We start from the raw sequence: 17,927 nt of genomic DNA, 5'->3' as shown, positions 1-17,927 counted from the left end.
TTTTCATCATCGGCGGGCCGCTTTGGCATTACAATCGAGCTTATTACTAAATCAATTTGCTGGACAGGGATACTAAATGATTTTCGTAACAGGCGGGGCCGGGTTCATCGGCTCGAACTTCGTACTGGACTGGCTGGCCCAATCGGACGAGCCGGTGCTCAATTTCGACAAGCTGACCTATGCCGGCAACCTGAACAACCTGGCCACGCTGAAGGACGATGCGCGCCACCTGTTCGTGCGCGGCGACATCTGCGACGGCGAGCACGTGCTCGAACTGCTGCGCGAACACCAGCCGCGCGCGATCGTGCACTTCGCCGCGGAGAGCCACGTGGACCGCTCGATCCACGGTCCGGCGGAATTCATCAACACGAACATCAACGGCACCTTTGCACTGCTGGAAGCGGCGCGCGCGTACTGGAACGCGCTGCCGGACGGCGAGAAGGCCGCGTTCCGCTTCCTGCACGTCTCCACCGACGAGGTGTACGGCACGCTCGGCCCGAACGATCCACCGTTTTCCGAGACGACGGCCTACGCGCCCAACAGCCCGTACTCCGCGTCGAAGGCGGCATCCGACCACCTGGTGCGTTCCTACCACCACACGTACGGCCTGCCGACGCTGACGACGAACTGCTCGAACAACTACGGCCCGTACCACTTCCCGGAAAAGCTGATCCCGCTGATGATCGCCAACGCGCAGGCGGGCAAGCCGCTGCCGATCTACGGCGACGGCCAGCAGATCCGCGACTGGCTGTACGTGTCGGACCATTGCGCGGCGATCCGCCGCGTGCTCGAAGCGGGCCAGCTGGGTGAGGTGTACAACGTCGGCGGCTGGAACGAGATGGCCAACCTGGACGTCGTGCACACGCTGTGCGACATGCTCGACAGCCTGAAGCCGAAGGCGGACGGCACCAGCTACCGCACCCAAATCACGTATGTGAAGGACCGCCCCGGCCACGACCGCCGCTACGCGATCGACGCGCGCAAGCTCGAACGGGAGCTGGGCTGGAAGCCCGCCGAGACGTTCGAGACGGGCATCCGCAAGACGGTGCAGTGGTACCTCGACCATCCGGACTGGGTGGCCGACGTGCAGTCGGGCGCGTACGCGAAATGGGTGGAAACCAATTACTTCAACAGGGAAGCGCCATGACGCAACTTGACCCCATCAAGGAACGCAAGGGCATCATCCTGGCGGGCGGCTCCGGCACCCGGTTGTACCCGGTCACGACGAGCGTCTCGAAGCAGCTGCTGCCGATCTACGACAAGCCGATGATCTACCATCCGCTGACCACGCTGATGCTGGCGGGGATGCGCGAGATCCTGATCATCTCGACGCCGCAGGACACGCCGCGCTTTCGCGAGCTGCTGGGCGACGGCAGCCAGTGGGGCCTGCAACTGTCGTACGCGGTGCAGCCGTCGCCGGACGGCTTGGCGCAAGCCTTCATCATCGGCCGCGAGTTCGTCGGCGATGCGCCGTCCGCGCTGATCCTCGGCGATAACATCTATTACGGCAACGACCTGGATGCACTGCTGCGCAGCGCCGCCAGCCAGGAGCACGGCGCCACCGTGTTCGCCTACCACGTGCACGATCCGGAGCGCTATGGCGTCGTTGAATTCGATGCCGATCGGCGCGCCGTCAGCATCGAGGAAAAACCGCCGGTACCGAAGTCGAACTACGCGGTGACGGGCCTGTACTTCTACGACAACCAGGTGTGCGACATCGCGGCTGCGATCAAGCCTTCCGCCCGCGGCGAGCTGGAAATCACGGACGTCAACAAGGCCTACCTGGAGAAGGGCGAGCTGCGGGTCGAGCTGATGGGCCGCGGCATGGCCTGGCTCGACACCGGCACGCACGAATCGCTGCTCGACGCATCGCAGTTCATCGCCACCATCGAGAAGCGCCAGGGCCTGAAGGTGGCGTGCCCCGAGGAGATCGCCTACCGCAAGGGCTATATCGATGCCGAGCAGCTGCGCCGCCTCGCGGAACCGCTGAAGAAGAACAACTACGGCCAATACCTGATGCAAATCCTGCAGGACAAAGTGATCCCACGATGAAAGTGATACCGACCCCGATCGAGGGCCTGCTGGTCATCGAGCCGACCGTGTTCGGCGATGACCGCGGCTTCTTCTACGAAAGCTTCAACGCCCAGCGTTTCGCCGACCTGACGGGCGTGCGCCTGCCGTTCGTGCAGGACAACCACTCCCGTTCCGCGCGCGGCGTGCTGCGCGGGATGCATTACCAGGTGCGGCAGGCCCAGGGCAAGCTGGTGCGCGTGACGTCCGGCAGCGTGTTCGACGTGGCCATCGACCTGCGCAAGAGCTCCGCCACGTTCGGCAAATGGTATGGCCTCGAGCTGTCGGCCGAGAACAAGCGCCAGCTGTGGATTCCACCGGGTTTCGGCCATGGTTTCGCCGTGACCAGCGAGTTCGCCGAATTCCTGTACAAGACCACCGATTACTACGCGCCGGAACACGAGCGGTCGATCCTGTGGAACGACCCCGCGGTCGGCATCGAATGGCCGCTCGACGGCGCGCCGCTGCTGTCCGCGAAGGACCAGAAGGGCGTGCTGCTGGCGGACGCGGAAGTGTTCGAATGAAGATCCTGCTTACCGGCAGCTCCGGCCAGGTCGGCTATGAACTGGAGCGCAGCCTGCAGGGGCTGGGGCAGGTCGTCGCCGTCGACCGGTCGCGCATGGACCTGGCGAACCTTGACCAGGTGCGCGAGGTGATCCGCGCCGAGCGGCCGCAACTGATCGTCAACCCGGCCGCCTACACGGCCGTCGACAAGGCCGAGAGCGAGCCGGAGCTGGCGCACCGCGTCAATGCCGAGGCCCCGGCCGTGATGGCCGAGGAAGCGCTGGCGCTGGGCGCCGCGCTGGTGCACTACTCGACCGACTACGTGTTCCCCGGCCAGGACCCGGACCCGCGCGCCGAACACGACGCGACGGGCCCGCTGAACGTCTACGGCGCCAGCAAGCTGGCCGGCGAACAGGCCATTGCCGCATCCGGCGTGCCGCACCTGATCCTGCGCACCAGCTGGGTGTACGGCACGCGCGGCAAGAATTTCCTGCTGACGATGCTGCGGCTGGCGAAGGAGCGCGACGAGCTGCGCATCGTCGACGACCAGCACGGCGCACCAACGTGGAGCCGCACGATCGCCGACACGACGGCGCTGATCCTGGCCCAGGCCGGCAAGCACGGGCAGGACGGCTGGCGCGACTGGTGGCAGGAGAACGGCGGCATCTATCACCTGTCCAGCCAGGGCCGCACCACATGGTTCGGCTTCACCCAGGCCATCCTGGAGGAGGCCGGCATCGACTGCCGGCTGGTGCCGATCACGACGGATCAATACCCGCTGCCGGCGCGCCGGCCGCAGTATTCGGTGCTGTCGTCCGAGCTACTGCAGCAGCGCTTCGTCCGCCTGCCGGACTGGCGCGAGGCCCTGCGCCTGTGCCTTGCCTGACCTGGCACGATTGTTTCGAATCGTAAGCACGCCCCGGCCGCCCGGCCGGGCGCGTTAGAATCCGCCGCCCGGCGTAGTTTCTCTGCGGATAATCGTCCTGCGACCGCGGCACCGGCTTTTTCCATTTTCCTATTATTGATCCGGTACAATCGCGCATTGGCATGCGAATAATGCCCACTGCGACCGTGCGTCGCACGACCTTCTTACACATACATGTTTTCATTCCTGGTTAGCTTCGTCGCTTCAGCCCTGCTGACCCTGCTGGTCATCAAGGAGGCGCGCCTGCATGGCCCGGCGCTCGACGCCGATTTCAACGGGGTCCAGAAAGTGCACGCGCATACTGTGGCCCGGATCGGCGGCCTGTCGATCTTCCTCGCCGTCGCGCTGTCGGCATGTATCTCCGTGTGGCGCGTACCCGCGCTGACGACATGGATGCTGTCGCTGATGGCGTGCAGCGCCTGCGCATTCGTCGGCGGCATCGTCGAGGATTACACGGGCCGGGTGTCGGCCGCGCGACGCCTGCTGCTGACGATGTTTGCCGCGCTGCTCGGTTATTACCTGCTCGATGCACGCATCGATCGGATCGATTGGATCGGTGCCGTCTGGCCATTGCCCTATATCTGGCTGACATTGCCGCTGACTGTTTTATCGGTGGCGGGTATCGCCAATGCCGTCAATATCATCGATGGATTTAACGGGCTGGCCAGCGTGGTTACCATTTGCATGCTGCTGTCGCTCGGTTATGTCGCACTGCAGGTCAACGACATGTTCGTGCTGGTGGCGGCGCTGATGGTCGCGGGGGCCACGGCGGGCTTCCTGATCTGGAATTATCCGGTCGGGCTCATATTCCTTGGCGATGGCGGCGCCTACTTTATCGGTTTTATGCTGGGCGAACTGGCGCTGCTGCTGGTGATGCGCAATCCGCAAGTGTCGACCTGGTATGCCGCGTTGCTCCTGATCTACCCGGCATTTGAAACGCTATTTTCCGTATATCGTCGAATGTTTATCCGTGGCAAATCCCCGGCGATGCCGGACGGGATTCATTTGCACAGCCTGATCTTCCGCCGCGTCGTGCAATGGGCGGTGGGCCACAAGGATGCGCGCGCACTGATGCGGCGTAATTCGTTGACGTCACCATACCTGTGGATGTTTTCGTTGATGGCGGTAATTCCAGCCACCGTATTCTGGCGCTACACATGGGTTCTGATGCTATTCTGCGCCTTGTTCATAATCAGTTATGTCTGGCTATATGTCAGGATAGTCCGATTTAAAGCGCCCCGCTGGATGATCAGGCACAAAAGAAACTAGAAAAATTCTGAAGTTGGTGTATATTTCGCACAGAAACACGTACCCGTAATTTTTTTTACAAAGGAATAGACGATGGATCTGTCGAATATGTCGGCTGCGGATTTGCGCAATCTGCTGGAGCAGGCCAAGCGCGAGCTGAAAAAACGCGAGACGCAGGATCTGCAAAAGGCAAAGGAAGAGATCTTCGCCATCGCCCAGCGCGTGGGTCTGCCGCTGAAGGAATTGATCACCACAAATCCGCGCGGCAAAGGCGGCACGGTGGCGGCGCGTTACCGCAATCCGAGCGACGCCAGCCAGCAATGGACCGGCCGCGGCCGCCAGCCGAAATGGGTCAAGGATTGGCTCGACGCCGGCAAGTCGATCGACGAACTGCGGATCTGATCCGCGCGGCCGGAAGCGCCGGGGCAGGCCGCGCGCTTCCCGCTCAGCCGCAGCCCACCGGCTGCCGGGTTGACTCCTGGTTGGCGCCCGGCCGCTTCACCCGCCGCGCGCTCTCAAGCGCACTTGCCTGCCGCCTGTATCGCCACTACTATACCGTTTGTTTCCAACTAATAAAGCCGGCTGCCCACTCAGCCCGGGCTCCCGAATTCATGGTCTCGCTCTCCAAATCGATCTTCAAAGCTTACGATATCCGCGGCATCATCGGTAACACCCTCGACGCAGGCATCGCCCGTCAGATCGGCCACGCCTTCGGGGCGGCCGCATTGGCGAAGGGCGAGCGCAGCGTCGTGATCGGCCGTGACGGCCGCCTGTCCGGCCCGGAACTGGCCGCCGCCCTGGCGCAAGGCCTGCAAGCGGCCGGTGTCGACGTGATCGATCTGGGCATGGTGGCCACGCCGATGGTGTATTTCGGCACGAATGCGCTGGAAACGAAGTCCGGCATCATGGTCACGGGCAGTCACAATCCGCCCGACTACAACGGCTTCAAGATGGTGCTGGCCGGCGAAGCGATCTATGGCGACGCGATCACCGGCCTGTACGACAGCATCGCCGCGGGCACGCTCCAGTCGGCGGCGCAGCCGGGCGGCTACCGCACGCACGACATCCGCGCCGCCTACCTGGAGCGCATCATCGGCGACGTGAAGATCGCCCGCCCGATCAAGATCGCCGTCGACTGCGGCAACGGCGTGGCCGGCGCATTCGCGGGCGACCTGTACCGCGGCATGGGCTGCGAAGTGATCGAACTGTTCTGCGACGTGGACGGCACGTTCCCGAACCACCACCCGGACCCGGCGCACCCGGAAAACCTGCAGGACCTGATCCGCTGCCTGGAGGAGACGGATGCCGAGATCGGCCTGGCGTTCGACGGCGACGGCGACCGTCTCGGCATCGTCACGAAGGATGGCCAGATCATCTACCCGGACCGCCAGATGATGCTGTTCGCGGCCGACGTGCTCTCGCGTAATCCGGGCGCGCAGATCCTGTACGACGTGAAGTGCACGCGCCACCTGGCGCCGTACATCGAGAAGGCCGGCGGCACGCCGCTGATGTACAAGACCGGTCACTCGCTGGTGAAGGCGAAGCTGAAGGAAACGGGCGCGCCGCTGGGCGGCGAGATGAGCGGCCACATCTTCTTCAAGGACCGCTGGTACGGCTTCGACGACGGCCTGTACGCCGGCGCGCGCATGCTGGAGATCCTCACGAAGCAGCAGGACCCGTCCGCGCTGCTGAACGCGCTGCCGCAATCGGACAGCACGCCGGAACTGCACCTGCACCTGAAGGAAGGCGAGAACTTCGCGCTGATGGACAAGCTGCGCAGCGACGCGAAATTCCCCGGCAACGAACGCATCATCACGATCGACGGCTTGCGCGTCGAGTACGCGGACGGCTTCGGCCTTGCGCGCTCGTCGAACACGACGCCGGTGATCGTGCTGCGCTTCGAAGCGGAGACGCCGGCCGCGCTGGCGCGTATCCAGGGCCAGTTCCGCGACGTGATCCTGACCGCCAAGCCGGACGCGCAGCTGCCTTTCTGATTCCCTGTCGATGAACATCCTGCTGGTGCGCGTCTCCTCGCTGGGAGACGTGCTGCACAACATGCCCATCGTGGCGGACATCCGCCGCCACTTCCCGCAAGCGAACATCGACTGGGTCGTCGAGGAGGGGTATGTCAGCCTCGTCCAGCTGAACCAGGAAGTCCGCCACGTCATCCCGTTCGCGCTGCGGCGCTGGCGCAAGCACCTGGGCGACAAGGCCGTGCGGGCCGAGATCGGCACGTTCTTCCGCCGCCTGCGCGAAGTCGAATACGACTACGTGTTCGACACACAGGGCTTGCTGAAGACGGGCATCATCATGGGCGCGGCGCGTATCCGGCGCGGCGGCCAGAAGGTGGGCCTGGCGAACGGCAGCGAAGGCTCCGGCTACGAAGGCATCTCGCGCATCTTCCATACGAAATCGATTCCGCTCGACCCGCGCACGCACGCGGTGGCGCGTGGGCGGCTCGTGGTCGGCGCGGCGCTGGGCTACGCCGTCGACACCCCGGCCGACTTCGGCCTGCCCGAAGTGGCGCCGAACACGCCGCGCCCCGAGTGGATGCCGGCCGAACCGTATGCCGTGTTCTTCCACGGGACGGCGCGCGACGCGAAGAAGTGGGCCCCCGCCAACTGGATCGCGCTGGGCAAGGAACTGGCGCCGATGGCCGTGCTGCTGCCATGGGGTTCGCCGAAAGAGCAGGCCGAGGCCCAGGCGCTGGCGGCCGGCATGCCGAACGCGCGCGTGCTGCCGAAGCTGTCGATGGCCGACGCCGTGATGCTGGCGCGCCGCGCCGGGCTGGCCGTCGGCGTGGACACGGGCCTGACGCACATCGCCGCCGCATTCAGCCGGCCCGTCGTCGAGATCTATTGCGACTCGCCGCGCTGGAAGACGGAAGGCAACTGGTCGCCAAAGATCATCAACCTGGGCGATGCCGGCGCTCCGCCATCGGTGGCCGAGGTGGTTGCCGCCGCGAAGAGTTTGCTGTGAGGCGGCTTGCTGTGAGGCGGCTTGCCGTGAAGCGGATCGCTGTGAAGGCGTGCGCATGATACGCCGGCTGTACACGCTGCTGTGGTGGCTCGCGCTGCCGCTCGTGCTGGGGCGCCTGTGGTGGCGCGGCCGCAAGGAACCGGGCTACCGCCGCTTCTGGAACGAGCGCCTCGGCATCTATGGACGCCGCGCCGCGAACGACGAGCCGCTGACGATCTGGGTGCATGCCGTGTCCGTCGGCGAGACCCGTGCCGCCGAACCCCTCGTCGAAGCGCTGCTGAAGGAATACCCGCGTGGCCGCATCGTGCTGACGCACATGACGCCGACGGGCCGCGCGACCGGCAAGAGCCTGTTCGGCAAGCACGGCGCGCGCGTCGTGCAATCCTATCTGCCCTACGATACCCCGGGCCTGGTGGGCCGCTTCATCGCGTATTTCCAGCCGCGCGTTTGCCTGCTGATGGAAACGGAAGTGTGGCCCAACCTGATCGAGAGCTGCAACCGGCATGGCGTGCCCGTCGTGCTGGCGAATGCGCGGCTGTCCGAACGCTCGCTGCGCAAGGCGAAGCGGCTCGGCAAGCTGATCACGGACGCCGCCGCCGGCATCTCGCTGGTTGCGGCGCAGACGCAGGACGACGCTGCCCGCGTGCGCCAGCTGGGCGCCGCGAACGTGGCGGTCACCGGCAGCATCAAATTCGACGTCGTCGTGCCGCCGGCCGCGCTGGCGCTCGGTGCGCAACTGCGCACGCAGTTCGATGCCGGCACCCACCGGCCGGTGCTGCTGTGTGCCAGCACGCGCGAAGGCGAGGAGGAGCTGATCCTGGACGCGTTCCAGGCCGCCGCGCTGCCCGCCAATGCCTTGCTGCTGGTGGTGCCGCGTCACCCGCAGCGGTTCGACGCGGTCGAAGCGATGGCGCGTGAGCGGGGACTCACTGTGCAGCGGCGCAGCGGATTGGCGCAGCCGGGTGCACAGGTGGATGCGGCCACGCGCGTCGTGCTGGGCGATTCGATGGGCGAGATGTTCGCCTATTACGCCAGTTGCGACGTCGCGTTCATCGGCGGCAGCCTGCTGCCGCTGGGGGGCCAGAACCTGATCGAGGCCGCCGCACTGGGCAAGCCCGTGCTGATCGGCCAGCATACGTTCAACTTCGCGCAGGTGACCGATGACGCGGTGGCCGCCGGCGGTGCCCAGCGCATTGCGGACGCCGCCGACCTGATGGCGCAGGCGGCGCGGCTGCTGTCCGACGACATCGCGCGCGCCGCGATGGGCCAGGCCGGGCTTGCATTCGCGAACCAGCATCGGGGCGCGACGGCCCGCACGCTGGCGCTGCTGCCGCCGCTGGAAGAGGCGTGAGGTTAGCGCTTACTGTCGAGCTTGGGCCTGATCAGGCGCGCCAAGCCAGCGACAAAGCCCCTGTTTTGGAGTAGACTTTTCTGTAACAGCGCCATGCGGTGCAAGCAGAGGAGAGTCGCCATGAAACCAGGTCGGAAATGGAAAGCGGAGCGACAATCGCCGCGCTCTGCCGTCGCATCCGCTCTCAGGAGCCGGCGGCTTGGCGAGCTCGGCATTGGGGGAGCGCACCGCACGGTGACCGGATCGGACAAGGATACCGTCGTCCCGTCTGCCGGTACCTGCCAAGTGGACCGTGCAACGGAATTACTGGCTGCGCAAAGGCGGGCCGAATATACTTCCCGGTCGCTCTCGCCCCCTGGATCGCCCGCCAGGTACGATGCCGAACGCGAGCAGCGGCGGCAGGTCCTCAGGCGGGTGCGCGGCATGTGGAAGGAACGGGTCGACGCGCCGAGGGACGGCCTGCAGTATCAGCTGGAATCGCGTGCCGAATGGGATCGATGAATGAGCTTGATCCTGTTGGACAGTAACATCCTGATCGACCTGTTCAACGACCTGCCTGCCGCCGAGGATGAGATTTCCTATCACGACAACATCGCGATCAGCGCCATCACCTGGACGGAGGTCGCCGTCAAGTTCACCCCTTCCGAGATGATGCGGTTCGACAGCATCGTCCGGGACTTGCCGATCTACGTGCTGCACACGGACGATGCGATCATCCGCGAGGCGACGCACCTGCGAGCGCGCAGCCTTGTGCCGATGTACGGCCGAAGGAAGCTGAAGACGCCGGACGCGATTATCCTGGCGACAGCGAACGTCACTGGCCGGATCATCGTCACGCGCAACGGCAACGACTTCGCAGAAGCACGCTTACCCGTGCGCGTGCCGTATCAATACTCCGATGGCGTGGTCAGCAGGATCGCGCCAGCGCCGTAACCCGTCACGGGAACAACACCGGCAGCTCCTGCGAGCGTCGCCTGAGCAACTGCTTGGCTTCCTCATACTGCGGATACACGCGCTCCACGTGCGCCCAGAAGCGCGGGCTGTGGTTCATCTCGTGGATGTGCGCCAGCTCGTGCGCGACGACGTAGTCGATCAGCGGCAGCGAGAAGTACATCAGCTTCCAGTTCAGCCGGATCACGCGCTGCACCGTGCAGGAGCCCCAGCGCGAGTCGGCCGACGACAGCGAGAACGATGCGTACTGCACGCCCACGCGGGGCGCATACAGGTCCAGGCGCTGCGCGAACAGGCCCTCGGCCTGCTGCTTGTACCAGTTCTTCACGCGCTCCTTCAACAGCAGTTCCGTGGCGCCCTGCACGAGGCCCATCGCCAGTTCGTTCGTCGCGGGATTGAAGTCGGTGCGATTGCGCGGCGCATGGTACAGCCGCAGCGTGATCTCGCTGCCCAGGTAGGGCAGCTTCGCGCCATCCTTCCATTCGAGCGGCGGTTTGTCGAGACGGGCCGCGCGGCGTTCGCGCCGCTCGTCCAGTTTCGTCAGGATCCAGTTCTGCTTCGCGCGGATCGCGTTCTCGATGTCCGCCAGCGAACAGCGCTTCGGCGCCGTCACGCGCAGGCCGTTGTCGTCGACCATGAAGCCGATCGAACGGCGCGGCGAACGGCGCAACACGTATTCGAGGATGAAGCTGCCGACCAGCACCTGGCGGCGATCCTCGCCATCCTGCGGCGGGGTGACCGGGCTCGGGTCGGGGCGTTTCAGGGGTACCGTAGGGCGCAGCAGGTTGACGGTGGCAGGTGCCGGAATGGGGAAAGCGGATGCGGTGGAAGGGGAGGGAGAGGACGGCGCGGCACTCCGTTCATCAGGGGTGCGGAGAGCACCGCCCTCCGCCTGCAAAGCGGCGTGGGCTTGCAAGCCCACGCTCCTTTCGGCGAACAGGTCGAGCTGGGACTTGCCCTCGTTCGTCCTGTCGCTGGCCTGCGCGCGCTTTTCTAGCCAGCGCTGTAGGCGTGGGGCGAAATGACGCGCATTTCTGATTCTATCCACTGTTCCACCTGTTCCATCATGCTGTCGGGCGTCTGCCCTTCGGACGGTATCGGTTTGCCCACCGAGACCGTGATCTTGCCCGGATACTTGATAAAGGAATTCTTCGGCCAGCATTCGCCGGAGTTGACGGCGATCGGCACGACCGGCACACCCGTCTCGATCGCAAGGCGCGTGCCGCCGCTCTTGTACTTGCCCGCCTGGCCAACCGGAATGCGTGTCCCTTCCGGGAACATGATAATCCATTGGCCGTCTTTCAGGCGGCGTTTGCCGTGCGCGACGACCATCCTGAACGCATTCTTGCCTTGCTTGCGGTCGATGGGGATCATCCGCAACAACGCGATGCCCCAACCGAAGAAGGGAATGTACAGAATCTCCTTCTTGAACACGAAGACGAGGGGCCGCGGCAGGTATGCCAGCAGGAAGATCGTCTCCCATGCCGACTGGTGCTTCGACAGGATCACCGCCGGGCTGTCCGGGAAGTTCTCGTAGCCCTTGAATTCGTAATGGATGCCGCAGATTACCTTGGCCAGCCAGATGACGAACACGTTCCAGCGCGACGTGACCCAATAGCGCTTGTTGTACGGCAGCGGCGCCACCAGCATGCAGACGAACGACCAGATGACGGTGAAGATCGCCATGATCACCGTGAAGAGAAGGGAACGCAGGAACAATACGGCTTTACGCAACGGGGATTCTCCGGTTTTACGATTGGGGCGCGGGGTGCTTCAGGATGTGCTGCACGGTCGCCGCGAGGTCGGGGAACACCAGCGTGCCGGGCGGCAGGCCGCCCGTGACGTGGGTTTTTTCTCCCTTTCCCGTGAGGACAAGATAGGGCACGCAGCCGCTGATGAAGCCCGCCTGCAGGTCGCGCAGCGAGTCGCCCACCGTCGGCACGCCTTTCAGGCTGACCTGGTAGCGCTTCGAAATCTCGGCGAACATGCCCGGCTTGGGCTTGCGGCAGTCGCAGTTGTCGGCTGCCGCGTGCGGACAGAAGAACACGGCGTCGATGTCCGCGCCCACCTGCAGCGCGAGGCGGTGCATCTTCGCGTGGATCGCGTTCAGCGTCGTGATGTCGAAGAACTGGCGGGCGATGCCCGACTGGTTCGACGCGATCACGACCCGGTAGCCCGCCTGGTTCAGGCGCGCGATCGCCTCGAGCGAGCCGGGGATCGGCATCCACTCGTCGGGCGACTTGATGAAGTCCGGCGAGTCGTGGTTGATCACGCCGTCCCGGTCGAGGATGATCAGCTTCAATGGCGGCGTTTGCGGCATGGCTTACGCGGCCAGCTTCGAGATGTCCGCCACGCGGTTCATCATGCCGTGCAGCGACGACAGCAGCGCGAGGCGGTTGTTGCGCAGCGCGATGTCGTCGGCCATCACCATCACGTCGTTGAAGAACGCGTCGACGTCGTCGCGCAGCTGCGCCAGCGTCTTCAACGTGCCGGTGAAGTCGCCGGCGGCGAATGCCGCGTCGACGTCCGGCTGCACGCGCGTGACGGCGGCGGCCAGGTTCTTCTCCGCCGTGTCCTGCAGCAGCGCGGGGTTCACGGAACCTGCCTGCGCCAGCGCTTCCTCGTTCTTCTTCAGGATGTTCGTGATGCGCTTGTTGGCGGCGGCCAGCGAGCTCGATTCCGGCAGGGCGGCGAATGCCTGCACTGCTTCCAGGCGCTGGACGATGTCGTCCAGGCGGTCCGGGTTCTGTGCCACGACCGCCTCGATCTCGTTCGGCGTGAAGCCGCGTTCGCGCAGGATGCCGCGCAGGCGGTCCATCATGAAGGCGGTGACTTCCACGCTCGGGTCCTTGAAGTTCGGTACCGCGACGAATTGCGCGACGGCGTCCTTCAACAGGTCGGAAATGGCCAGCGGCAGGCGCTTCTCGACCAGCATGCGCAGCACGCCCAGCGCATGGCGGCGCAGCGCGAACGGATCCTTGTCGCCGGTCGGCTGCAGGCCGATGGCCCAGATGCCGATCAGCGTTTCGAGCTTGTCGGCCAGCGCGACGGCGGTGCCGGTCGGCGTGGACGGCAGCGCGTCGCCGGCAAAGCGCGGCTGGTAGTGTTCGGAGGCGGCCAGCGCCACTTCCTCGTGCTCGCCGTCGTGGCGGGCGTAGTACGTGCCCATGATGCCTTGCAGCTCGGGGAACTCGCCCACCATGTCCGTCAGCAGGTCGGCCTTCGACAGGCGCGCACCGCGCTCGGCCAGTGCCACGTCGGCACCCATGCGGCGCGCGATGGCGGCGGCCAGCGACGTGACGCGTTCGCTGCGCTCGGCCTGCGTGCCGAGCTTGTTGTGATACACGACGTTCGTCAGCAGCGGCAGGCGCGATTCCAGCGACTTCTTCTTGTCCTGCTCGAAGAAGAACTTGGCGTCGGACAGGCGCGGGCGCACGACGCGCTCGTTGCCGCCGATGATCGCGGCGGGCGTGTCGGTGGCGATGTTCGACACGATCAGGAAGCGCGAACGCAGCTTGCCGTTCGCATCCGTCAGCGCGAAGTATTTCTGGTTCGTCTGCATCGTCAGGATCAGGCATTCCTGCGGCACCGCGAGGAACTCTTCCTCGAAGCGGCATTCGTATACGACCGGCCATTCGACCAGCGACGCCACTTCCTCCAGCAGCGCCTCGGGCATCAGCACCTTGTCGTCGCCGGCCTTGGCCAGCAGCTCGCGGCGAATCTGTTCCTTGCGTGCGTCGAAGCCGGGGATGACTTTCGCCTGCTGCACCAGCGTGTCCGCATAGCTTTCCGCGTGCGGCACGGCGACGTCGCGCTGCGGTGCCAGGAAGCGGTGGCCTTCGGTCTGGTTCGATGCGGTGAGGCCCAGCAGCGACAACGGCAGCACCTTGTCGCCGTACAGCGCGATCAGGCTGTGCGCCGGGCGCACGAACTGCACCGTGTCGCCATCCGGACGCTGGTAGCTCATCACCTTCGGAATCGGCAGCTTCGCGACCGATTCTTCCAGCGCGGCCTGCAGGCCCGTTTCCAGCTGCGAGCCGGCGGCGGTGTACGTGTAGAAGAACGATTCGGCCTTGCCGTCCTGCGCGCGTTCCAGGTCCGCCACTTGCAGGTCGGGGAAGCCGAGGGCCGCAAGCTTCTTCGCCAGCGGCGCGGTCGGGTTGCCGTCCTTGTCCAGCGCCACCGTCACGGGCAGCACCTTTTCGCGGATCGATTTGTCGGGCGATACGGCACGCACTTTCGTGATGGCGACGGCGAGGCGGCGGGGCGTTGCGTACGGGGTGGCCACGCTGTCTTCCTCGAGGAAGTCGCGCGCCTTCAGGCCGGCCACGATGCCGTTCGCAAAAGCGGCGCCCAGCTTGGACAGCGCCTTCGGCGGCAGTTCTTCGGTCAGCAGTTCAATCAGGAGAGTCTGGGTCATAATCATTATCAAGCTTGGTCCAGCATCGGGAAGCCGAGGCGTTCGCGGGAGTCGTAGTAGGCCTGCGCGACCATGCGCGACAGGTTGCGCACGCGGCCGATGTAGGCGGCACGCTCCGTCACCGAGATCGCGCCGCGCGCGTCCAGCATGTTGAAGCTGTGCGAAGCCTTCATGATCTGTTCGTAGGCGGGCAGCGTCAGCTGCAGCTCGATCAGGCGCTTCGCTTCCGATTCGTGGTTCGCGAACTGCGCGAACAGCAGTTCCGTGTTGGCGTGCTCGAAGTTGTAGGTGGACTGCTCCACTTCATTCTGGTGGAACACGTCGCCGTATTTCAGCGTCTTCTTGACCCCGTTCTCTTCCCACTCGGTCCACACCAGGTCATACACGTTTTCGACGCCCTGCAGGTACATCGCCAGGCGCTCGACGCCATAGGTGATCTCGCCCAGCACGGGCTTGCAATCGAGGCCGCCCACTTGCTGGAAGTACGTGAACTGCGTCACTTCCATGCCGTTCAGCCAGACTTCCCAGCCCAGGCCCCAGGCGCCAAGGGTCGGGCTTTCCCAGTCGTCCTCGACGAAGCGCACGTCGTTCTGCTTCAGGTCCAGTCCCAGCGCCGCGAGGGAGCCGAGGTACAGGTCGAGGATGTTTTCCGGTGCCGGCTTCAGTACCACCTGGTACTGGTAGTAGTGCTGCAGGCGGTTCGGGTTCTCGCCGTAGCGGCCATCCTTCGGGCGGCGCGACGGCTGCACGTAGGCGGCACGCCACGGCTCGGGGCCGATCGCCCGCAGGAAGGTACCGGTATGGAAGGTGCCCGCGCCCACTTCCATGTCGTAGGGTTGCAGCAGGGCGCATCCCTGCTTGTCCCAGTAGGTCTGCAGGGTGAGGATGATTTGTTGGAATGTCAGCATCGTGGTCGTTCGGTGGGGCGCGCACGCGCACCTGTTATCGGTTCGCTAAAACGATTCATTTTAGCGGTTTTTGCACGGAACCAGTAGAGATCAAGCAGGGGAGCCCCGGCGGCTGGCGTGGCGGCGCGCGCCCACCCAGGCGCCGAGCAGCGCCGCCGCGGCAATCGCCAGCACCAGGCCATTGCGCAGCAGGATGTACGGCGTGTCGCCCGTCATGCCCTGCACGGTGGCTTTCAGCACGCCTTCGCGGTACCAGGGCAGGCTGGCCGTGACGTTGCCGCGCCCGTCGATGACGACGGTGGCACCCGTGTTGGTGGCCATCAGCATCGGCCGGCCCGTCTCCAGCGTGCGCATGCGCGAGATCTGCAGGTGCTGCGGGATCGCGACGGATTCGCCGTACCACGCCAGCTCGGAGACGTTCAGCAGCACCGTCGCGCGCGAGCCGTTGTCGAGCTGCGCGGCGATCTCCTCGCCGAACACGTTCTCGTAGCAGATGTTCGGCAGCACGCGCTGGTCCTTGACGGCGAACGACGGCTGCAGCGCGGCGCCGCCCGTCTGGTCGCCGAGCGGGATGTGCATCATGTCCGTGAACCAGCGGAAGCCCAGCGGAATGAATTCGCCGAACGGCACCAAGTGGTGCTTGTCGTAGCGATACGGCTTGCCCAGCGTGGGGCCGAGCCCCAGCACGCTGTTGCCGTAGCGGGTCGGGCTGTCCGCCAGCGGAATGCCCAGCACGACGGCGCTGCCGGTCTTGCGGGCGAAGCTGCCGTAGCTGTCCAGGTAGCCGGTCGGCAGCTGCTGCGGGAACAGCGGAATGCCCGTTTCGGGGATCGCGATCAGGTCCGCCGGCTCGGCCATCACGGCCTCCCGATAGCGGCGCAGCGTGTCGCCGACGTGGTTCGGATCGAATTTAAGCGCCAGCGCGACATTGCCCTGCACGAGGCGCACGGACAGCGGCTTGCCGGTCGCCGTCGTCCACGTCACGTACTGCAGTGCGAAGCCGGCCAGCCAGACCAGCGCGATCAGGGCCAGCGCATACTTGCGGGTGCGGTGCATCAGCAACAGCAGGGCGCCGGCCGTCAGCGCCACCAGCCAGCCGATGCCGTACACGCCGAGGATCGGCGCATAGCCCGCCAGCGGCGACACATTGTGCGCATAGCCTGACGAGGCCCACGGGAAGCCCGTGAACAGCCAGCCGCGGGTCCATTCGGAGACGGCCCACAATGCCGGCAGGACGAGCAGGTTGGCGGCCGGCAGCGACAGCGCCCAGCGCCGGCGCAGCCAGGCGCCGAGGCCCATCGCGGCGCCGCAGTGCAGGCCCATGTACAGCGCCAGCAGCGCGATCGCGATCCACGCGAGCGGCAGCGGCAGGCCGCCGAAGCGCGAGATCGCGATCGTCAGCCAGTGCACGCCGGCCAGGCACCAGCCGAAGCCGAAGGCCCAGCCGATGAAGAACGACGCCTTCGGGGTTTGCGCACGCAGCACCTGGTAGAACAGCAGCGCGAGCGTGACGAGCTGCAGCGGCCACCAGCCGAACGGCGCGAACGAGAAGACACTCGCGCCGCCGGCGATGGCGGCGATGATCAGGCGGCTCTGGAGGGTACGGGGCGGGGCGGGCGGTTCGCCGGGAGCGGTACGGCGAAAGCGCATCAGTCCTGCTCGTCGACGGCGGGCGGCAGTTTCTCGACCGTCAGCACGTGGATCTGGCGGGCATCGGCGCGCAGCACTTCGAAGCGCAGGTTGTCGATGTCGAACACATCGCCCTTATGGGGCATGCGCGCCAGGTGCTTGGCGACGAAGCCGCCGATCGTGTCCACCTCGTCGTCTGGCAGGTTGGTATCGAGTTCCTCGTTGAACTGGGCGATCTCGGTCAGCGCCTTGACGCGCCAGCGCGGGCCCAGCTGGCCTTCCTTGATCGACAGGATGTTGTCTTCCTCTTCGTCGAAGTCGTATTCGTCCTCGATGTCGCCGACGATCTGCTCGAGCACGTCCTCGATCGTGATCAGGCCGGCCACGCCGCTGTATTCGTCGACGACGATCGCCATGTGGTTGTGGTTCGCGCGGAAGTCGCGCAGCAGCACGTTCAGGCGCTTCGATTCGGGGATGAAGATCGCCGGACGCAGCATGTCGCGCACGTCGAACGATTCCTCGGCGTAGTAGCGCAGCAGGTCCTTCGCGAGCAGGATGCCGACGACCTTATCGCGTTCGCCCTCGATGGCCGGGAAGCGCGAGTGCGCCGTTTCCAGCACGAGCGGCATCCATTCGTCGATGGGCTTGGTGAGGTCGATGACGTCCATCTGTGAACGCGGGATCATGATGTCGCGCGCGGACAGGTCCGATACCTGGAACACGCCTTCGATCATCGACAGCGCGTCGGCATCGATCAGGTTGCGTTCGTGGGCTTCGTGCAGGACTTCGAGGAGCTCGGAGCGATTTTCCGGCTCCGGAGAGATCAGGGCGGTGAGGCGCTCGAGAAGAGTGCGGTGGGGTTTGGGGTGAGCGTCATTCCTGACGCTACTAGAGTGCTCTTGCATAGCAGGCATGAAAGCCATTTTGTTTCGAAGGGATATA

17 protein-coding genes are annotated in these 17,927 nt (G+C 65.3%); 10 read left to right on the top strand and 7 right to left on the bottom strand.

The window, feature by feature from the left end:
• Positions 1–76: 76 nt before the first annotated feature.
• From rfbB to IP92_RS09705, 10 genes are all read left to right on the top strand, one after another.
• The gene (gene rfbB, locus IP92_RS09750) at positions 77–1,147 is read left to right on the top strand and encodes a dTDP-glucose 4,6-dehydratase (protein ID WP_145874349.1); all 1,071 of its coding nucleotides are present in this window, start codon (positions 77–79) and stop codon (positions 1,145–1,147) included.
• Positions 1,144–2,052: a glucose-1-phosphate thymidylyltransferase RfbA gene (gene rfbA, locus IP92_RS09745; protein ID WP_145874348.1), complete on the top strand. Its 909-nt coding sequence runs from the start codon at positions 1,144–1,146 to the stop codon at positions 2,050–2,052. The genes rfbB and rfbA overlap by 4 nt, the downstream gene beginning before the upstream one ends.
• Complete coding sequence (gene rfbC / locus IP92_RS09740; protein WP_145874347.1) at positions 2,049–2,594, top strand: dTDP-4-dehydrorhamnose 3,5-epimerase; 546 nt, start codon at positions 2,049–2,051, stop codon at positions 2,592–2,594. The genes rfbA and rfbC overlap by 4 nt, the downstream gene beginning before the upstream one ends.
• Positions 2,591–3,460 (top strand): dTDP-4-dehydrorhamnose reductase, encoded by an 870-nt coding sequence (rfbD, locus tag IP92_RS09735; protein WP_145874346.1) that lies wholly within the window; start codon positions 2,591–2,593, stop codon positions 3,458–3,460. Before rfbC ends, rfbD begins: the two co-directional genes overlap by 4 nt.
• A 213-nt stretch (positions 3,461–3,673) precedes the next feature.
• Complete coding sequence (locus IP92_RS09730; RefSeq protein ID WP_145874345.1) at positions 3,674–4,768, top strand: MraY family glycosyltransferase; 1,095 nt, start codon at positions 3,674–3,676, stop codon at positions 4,766–4,768.
• A gap of 72 nt (positions 4,769–4,840) precedes the next feature.
• Entirely contained in the window at positions 4,841–5,149 is a 309-nt protein-coding gene (locus tag IP92_RS09725) for an H-NS histone family protein (RefSeq protein ID WP_145874344.1), read from the top strand.
• A 209-nt stretch (positions 5,150–5,358) separates the two neighbouring features.
• Positions 5,359–6,741: a phosphomannomutase/phosphoglucomutase gene (locus tag IP92_RS09720; protein ID WP_145874343.1), complete on the top strand. Its 1,383-nt coding sequence runs from the start codon at positions 5,359–5,361 to the stop codon at positions 6,739–6,741.
• Positions 6,742–6,751: 10 nt separating this feature from the next.
• Complete coding sequence (gene waaC / locus IP92_RS09715; protein ID WP_145874342.1) at positions 6,752–7,726, top strand: lipopolysaccharide heptosyltransferase I; 975 nt, start codon at positions 6,752–6,754, stop codon at positions 7,724–7,726.
• A gap of 55 nt (positions 7,727–7,781) precedes the next feature.
• Positions 7,782–9,077 (top strand): lipid IV(A) 3-deoxy-D-manno-octulosonic acid transferase, encoded by a 1,296-nt coding sequence (waaA, locus tag IP92_RS09710; RefSeq protein WP_371860904.1) that lies wholly within the window; start codon positions 7,782–7,784, stop codon positions 9,075–9,077.
• Between the two features lie 501 nt (positions 9,078–9,578).
• A complete protein-coding gene (locus tag IP92_RS09705; RefSeq protein WP_145874341.1) occupies positions 9,579–10,010 on the top strand; it encodes a PIN domain-containing protein in 432 nt (143 codons plus the stop codon).
• A 4-nt stretch (positions 10,011–10,014) separates the two neighbouring features.
• On the opposite strand, the gene IP92_RS09700 is transcribed toward IP92_RS09705, so the two are convergent.
• The 7 genes from IP92_RS09700 to IP92_RS09670 all read right to left on the bottom strand — a co-directional run bounded on the left by IP92_RS09700 (position 10,015) and on the right by IP92_RS09670 (position 17,890).
• Positions 10,015–10,950 carry a M48 family metallopeptidase gene (locus IP92_RS09700; RefSeq protein ID WP_371860922.1) on the bottom strand — a complete coding sequence of 312 codons (936 nt, stop codon included), beginning with the start codon at positions 10,948–10,950 and terminating at the stop codon, positions 10,015–10,017.
• 71 nt (positions 10,951–11,021) lie between these two features.
• Positions 11,022–11,762 (bottom strand): lysophospholipid acyltransferase family protein, encoded by a 741-nt coding sequence (locus IP92_RS09695; protein WP_145874340.1) that lies wholly within the window; start codon positions 11,760–11,762, stop codon positions 11,022–11,024.
• 16 nt (positions 11,763–11,778) lie between these two features.
• Positions 11,779–12,348 (bottom strand): D-glycero-beta-D-manno-heptose 1,7-bisphosphate 7-phosphatase, encoded by a 570-nt coding sequence (gmhB, locus tag IP92_RS09690; RefSeq protein WP_229418709.1) that lies wholly within the window; start codon positions 12,346–12,348, stop codon positions 11,779–11,781.
• A 3-nt stretch (positions 12,349–12,351) separates the two neighbouring features.
• Complete coding sequence (gene glyS, locus IP92_RS09685; RefSeq protein ID WP_145874339.1) at positions 12,352–14,448, bottom strand: glycine--tRNA ligase subunit beta; 2,097 nt, start codon at positions 14,446–14,448, stop codon at positions 12,352–12,354.
• Between the two features lie 8 nt (positions 14,449–14,456).
• Positions 14,457–15,356 (bottom strand): glycine--tRNA ligase subunit alpha, encoded by a 900-nt coding sequence (gene glyQ, locus IP92_RS09680; protein WP_145874338.1) that lies wholly within the window; start codon positions 15,354–15,356, stop codon positions 14,457–14,459.
• A gap of 90 nt (positions 15,357–15,446) precedes the next feature.
• On the bottom strand, positions 15,447–17,006 hold the full coding sequence (gene lnt / locus IP92_RS09675) for an apolipoprotein N-acyltransferase (protein ID WP_145874337.1): 1,560 nt from the start codon (positions 17,004–17,006) through the stop codon (positions 15,447–15,449).
• Positions 17,006–17,890, bottom strand: a complete 885-nt coding sequence (locus IP92_RS09670) for a CorC family transporter (RefSeq protein ID WP_145874837.1) — start codon at positions 17,888–17,890, stop codon at positions 17,006–17,008. The genes lnt and IP92_RS09670 overlap by 1 nt, the downstream gene beginning before the upstream one ends.
• Between the last annotated feature and the right edge of the window lie 37 nt (positions 17,891–17,927).

Source organism: Pseudoduganella flava (assembly GCF_007830495.1).
In the GTDB taxonomy this organism is placed as follows: Bacteria; Pseudomonadota; Gammaproteobacteria; order Burkholderiales; family Burkholderiaceae_D; genus Rugamonas; species Rugamonas flava.
The sequence above is the reverse complement of the archived record's forward strand: the minus strand, read 5'-3'. Positions and strand labels throughout refer to the sequence as shown.

Coding starts and splice junctions, on each gene's coding strand:
- rfbB (WP_145874349.1), top strand. CDS start 77: ATGATTTTCGTAACAGGCGGGGCCGGGTTCATCGGCTCGAACTTCGTA.
- rfbA (WP_145874348.1), top strand. CDS start 1,144: ATGACGCAACTTGACCCCATCAAGGAACGCAAGGGCATCATCCTGGCG.
- rfbC (WP_145874347.1), top strand. CDS start 2,049: ATGAAAGTGATACCGACCCCGATCGAGGGCCTGCTGGTCATCGAGCCG.
- rfbD (WP_145874346.1), top strand. CDS start 2,591: ATGAAGATCCTGCTTACCGGCAGCTCCGGCCAGGTCGGCTATGAACTG.
- IP92_RS09730 (WP_145874345.1), top strand. CDS start 3,674: ATGTTTTCATTCCTGGTTAGCTTCGTCGCTTCAGCCCTGCTGACCCTG.
- IP92_RS09725 (WP_145874344.1), top strand. CDS start 4,841: ATGGATCTGTCGAATATGTCGGCTGCGGATTTGCGCAATCTGCTGGAG.
- IP92_RS09720 (WP_145874343.1), top strand. CDS start 5,359: ATGGTCTCGCTCTCCAAATCGATCTTCAAAGCTTACGATATCCGCGGC.
- waaC (WP_145874342.1), top strand. CDS start 6,752: ATGAACATCCTGCTGGTGCGCGTCTCCTCGCTGGGAGACGTGCTGCAC.
- waaA (WP_371860904.1), top strand. CDS start 7,782: ATGATACGCCGGCTGTACACGCTGCTGTGGTGGCTCGCGCTGCCGCTC.
- IP92_RS09705 (WP_145874341.1), top strand. CDS start 9,579: ATGAGCTTGATCCTGTTGGACAGTAACATCCTGATCGACCTGTTCAAC.
- gmhB (WP_229418709.1), bottom strand. CDS start 12,348: ATGCCGCAAACGCCGCCATTGAAGCTGATCATCCTCGACCGGGACGGC.
- glyS (WP_145874339.1), bottom strand. CDS start 14,448: ATGACCCAGACTCTCCTGATTGAACTGCTGACCGAAGAACTGCCGCCG.
- glyQ (WP_145874338.1), bottom strand. CDS start 15,356: ATGCTGACATTCCAACAAATCATCCTCACCCTGCAGACCTACTGGGAC.
- lnt (WP_145874337.1), bottom strand. CDS start 17,006: ATGCGCTTTCGCCGTACCGCTCCCGGCGAACCGCCCGCCCCGCCCCGT.
- IP92_RS09670 (WP_145874837.1), bottom strand. CDS start 17,890: ATGCAAGAGCACTCTAGTAGCGTCAGGAATGACGCTCACCCCAAACCC.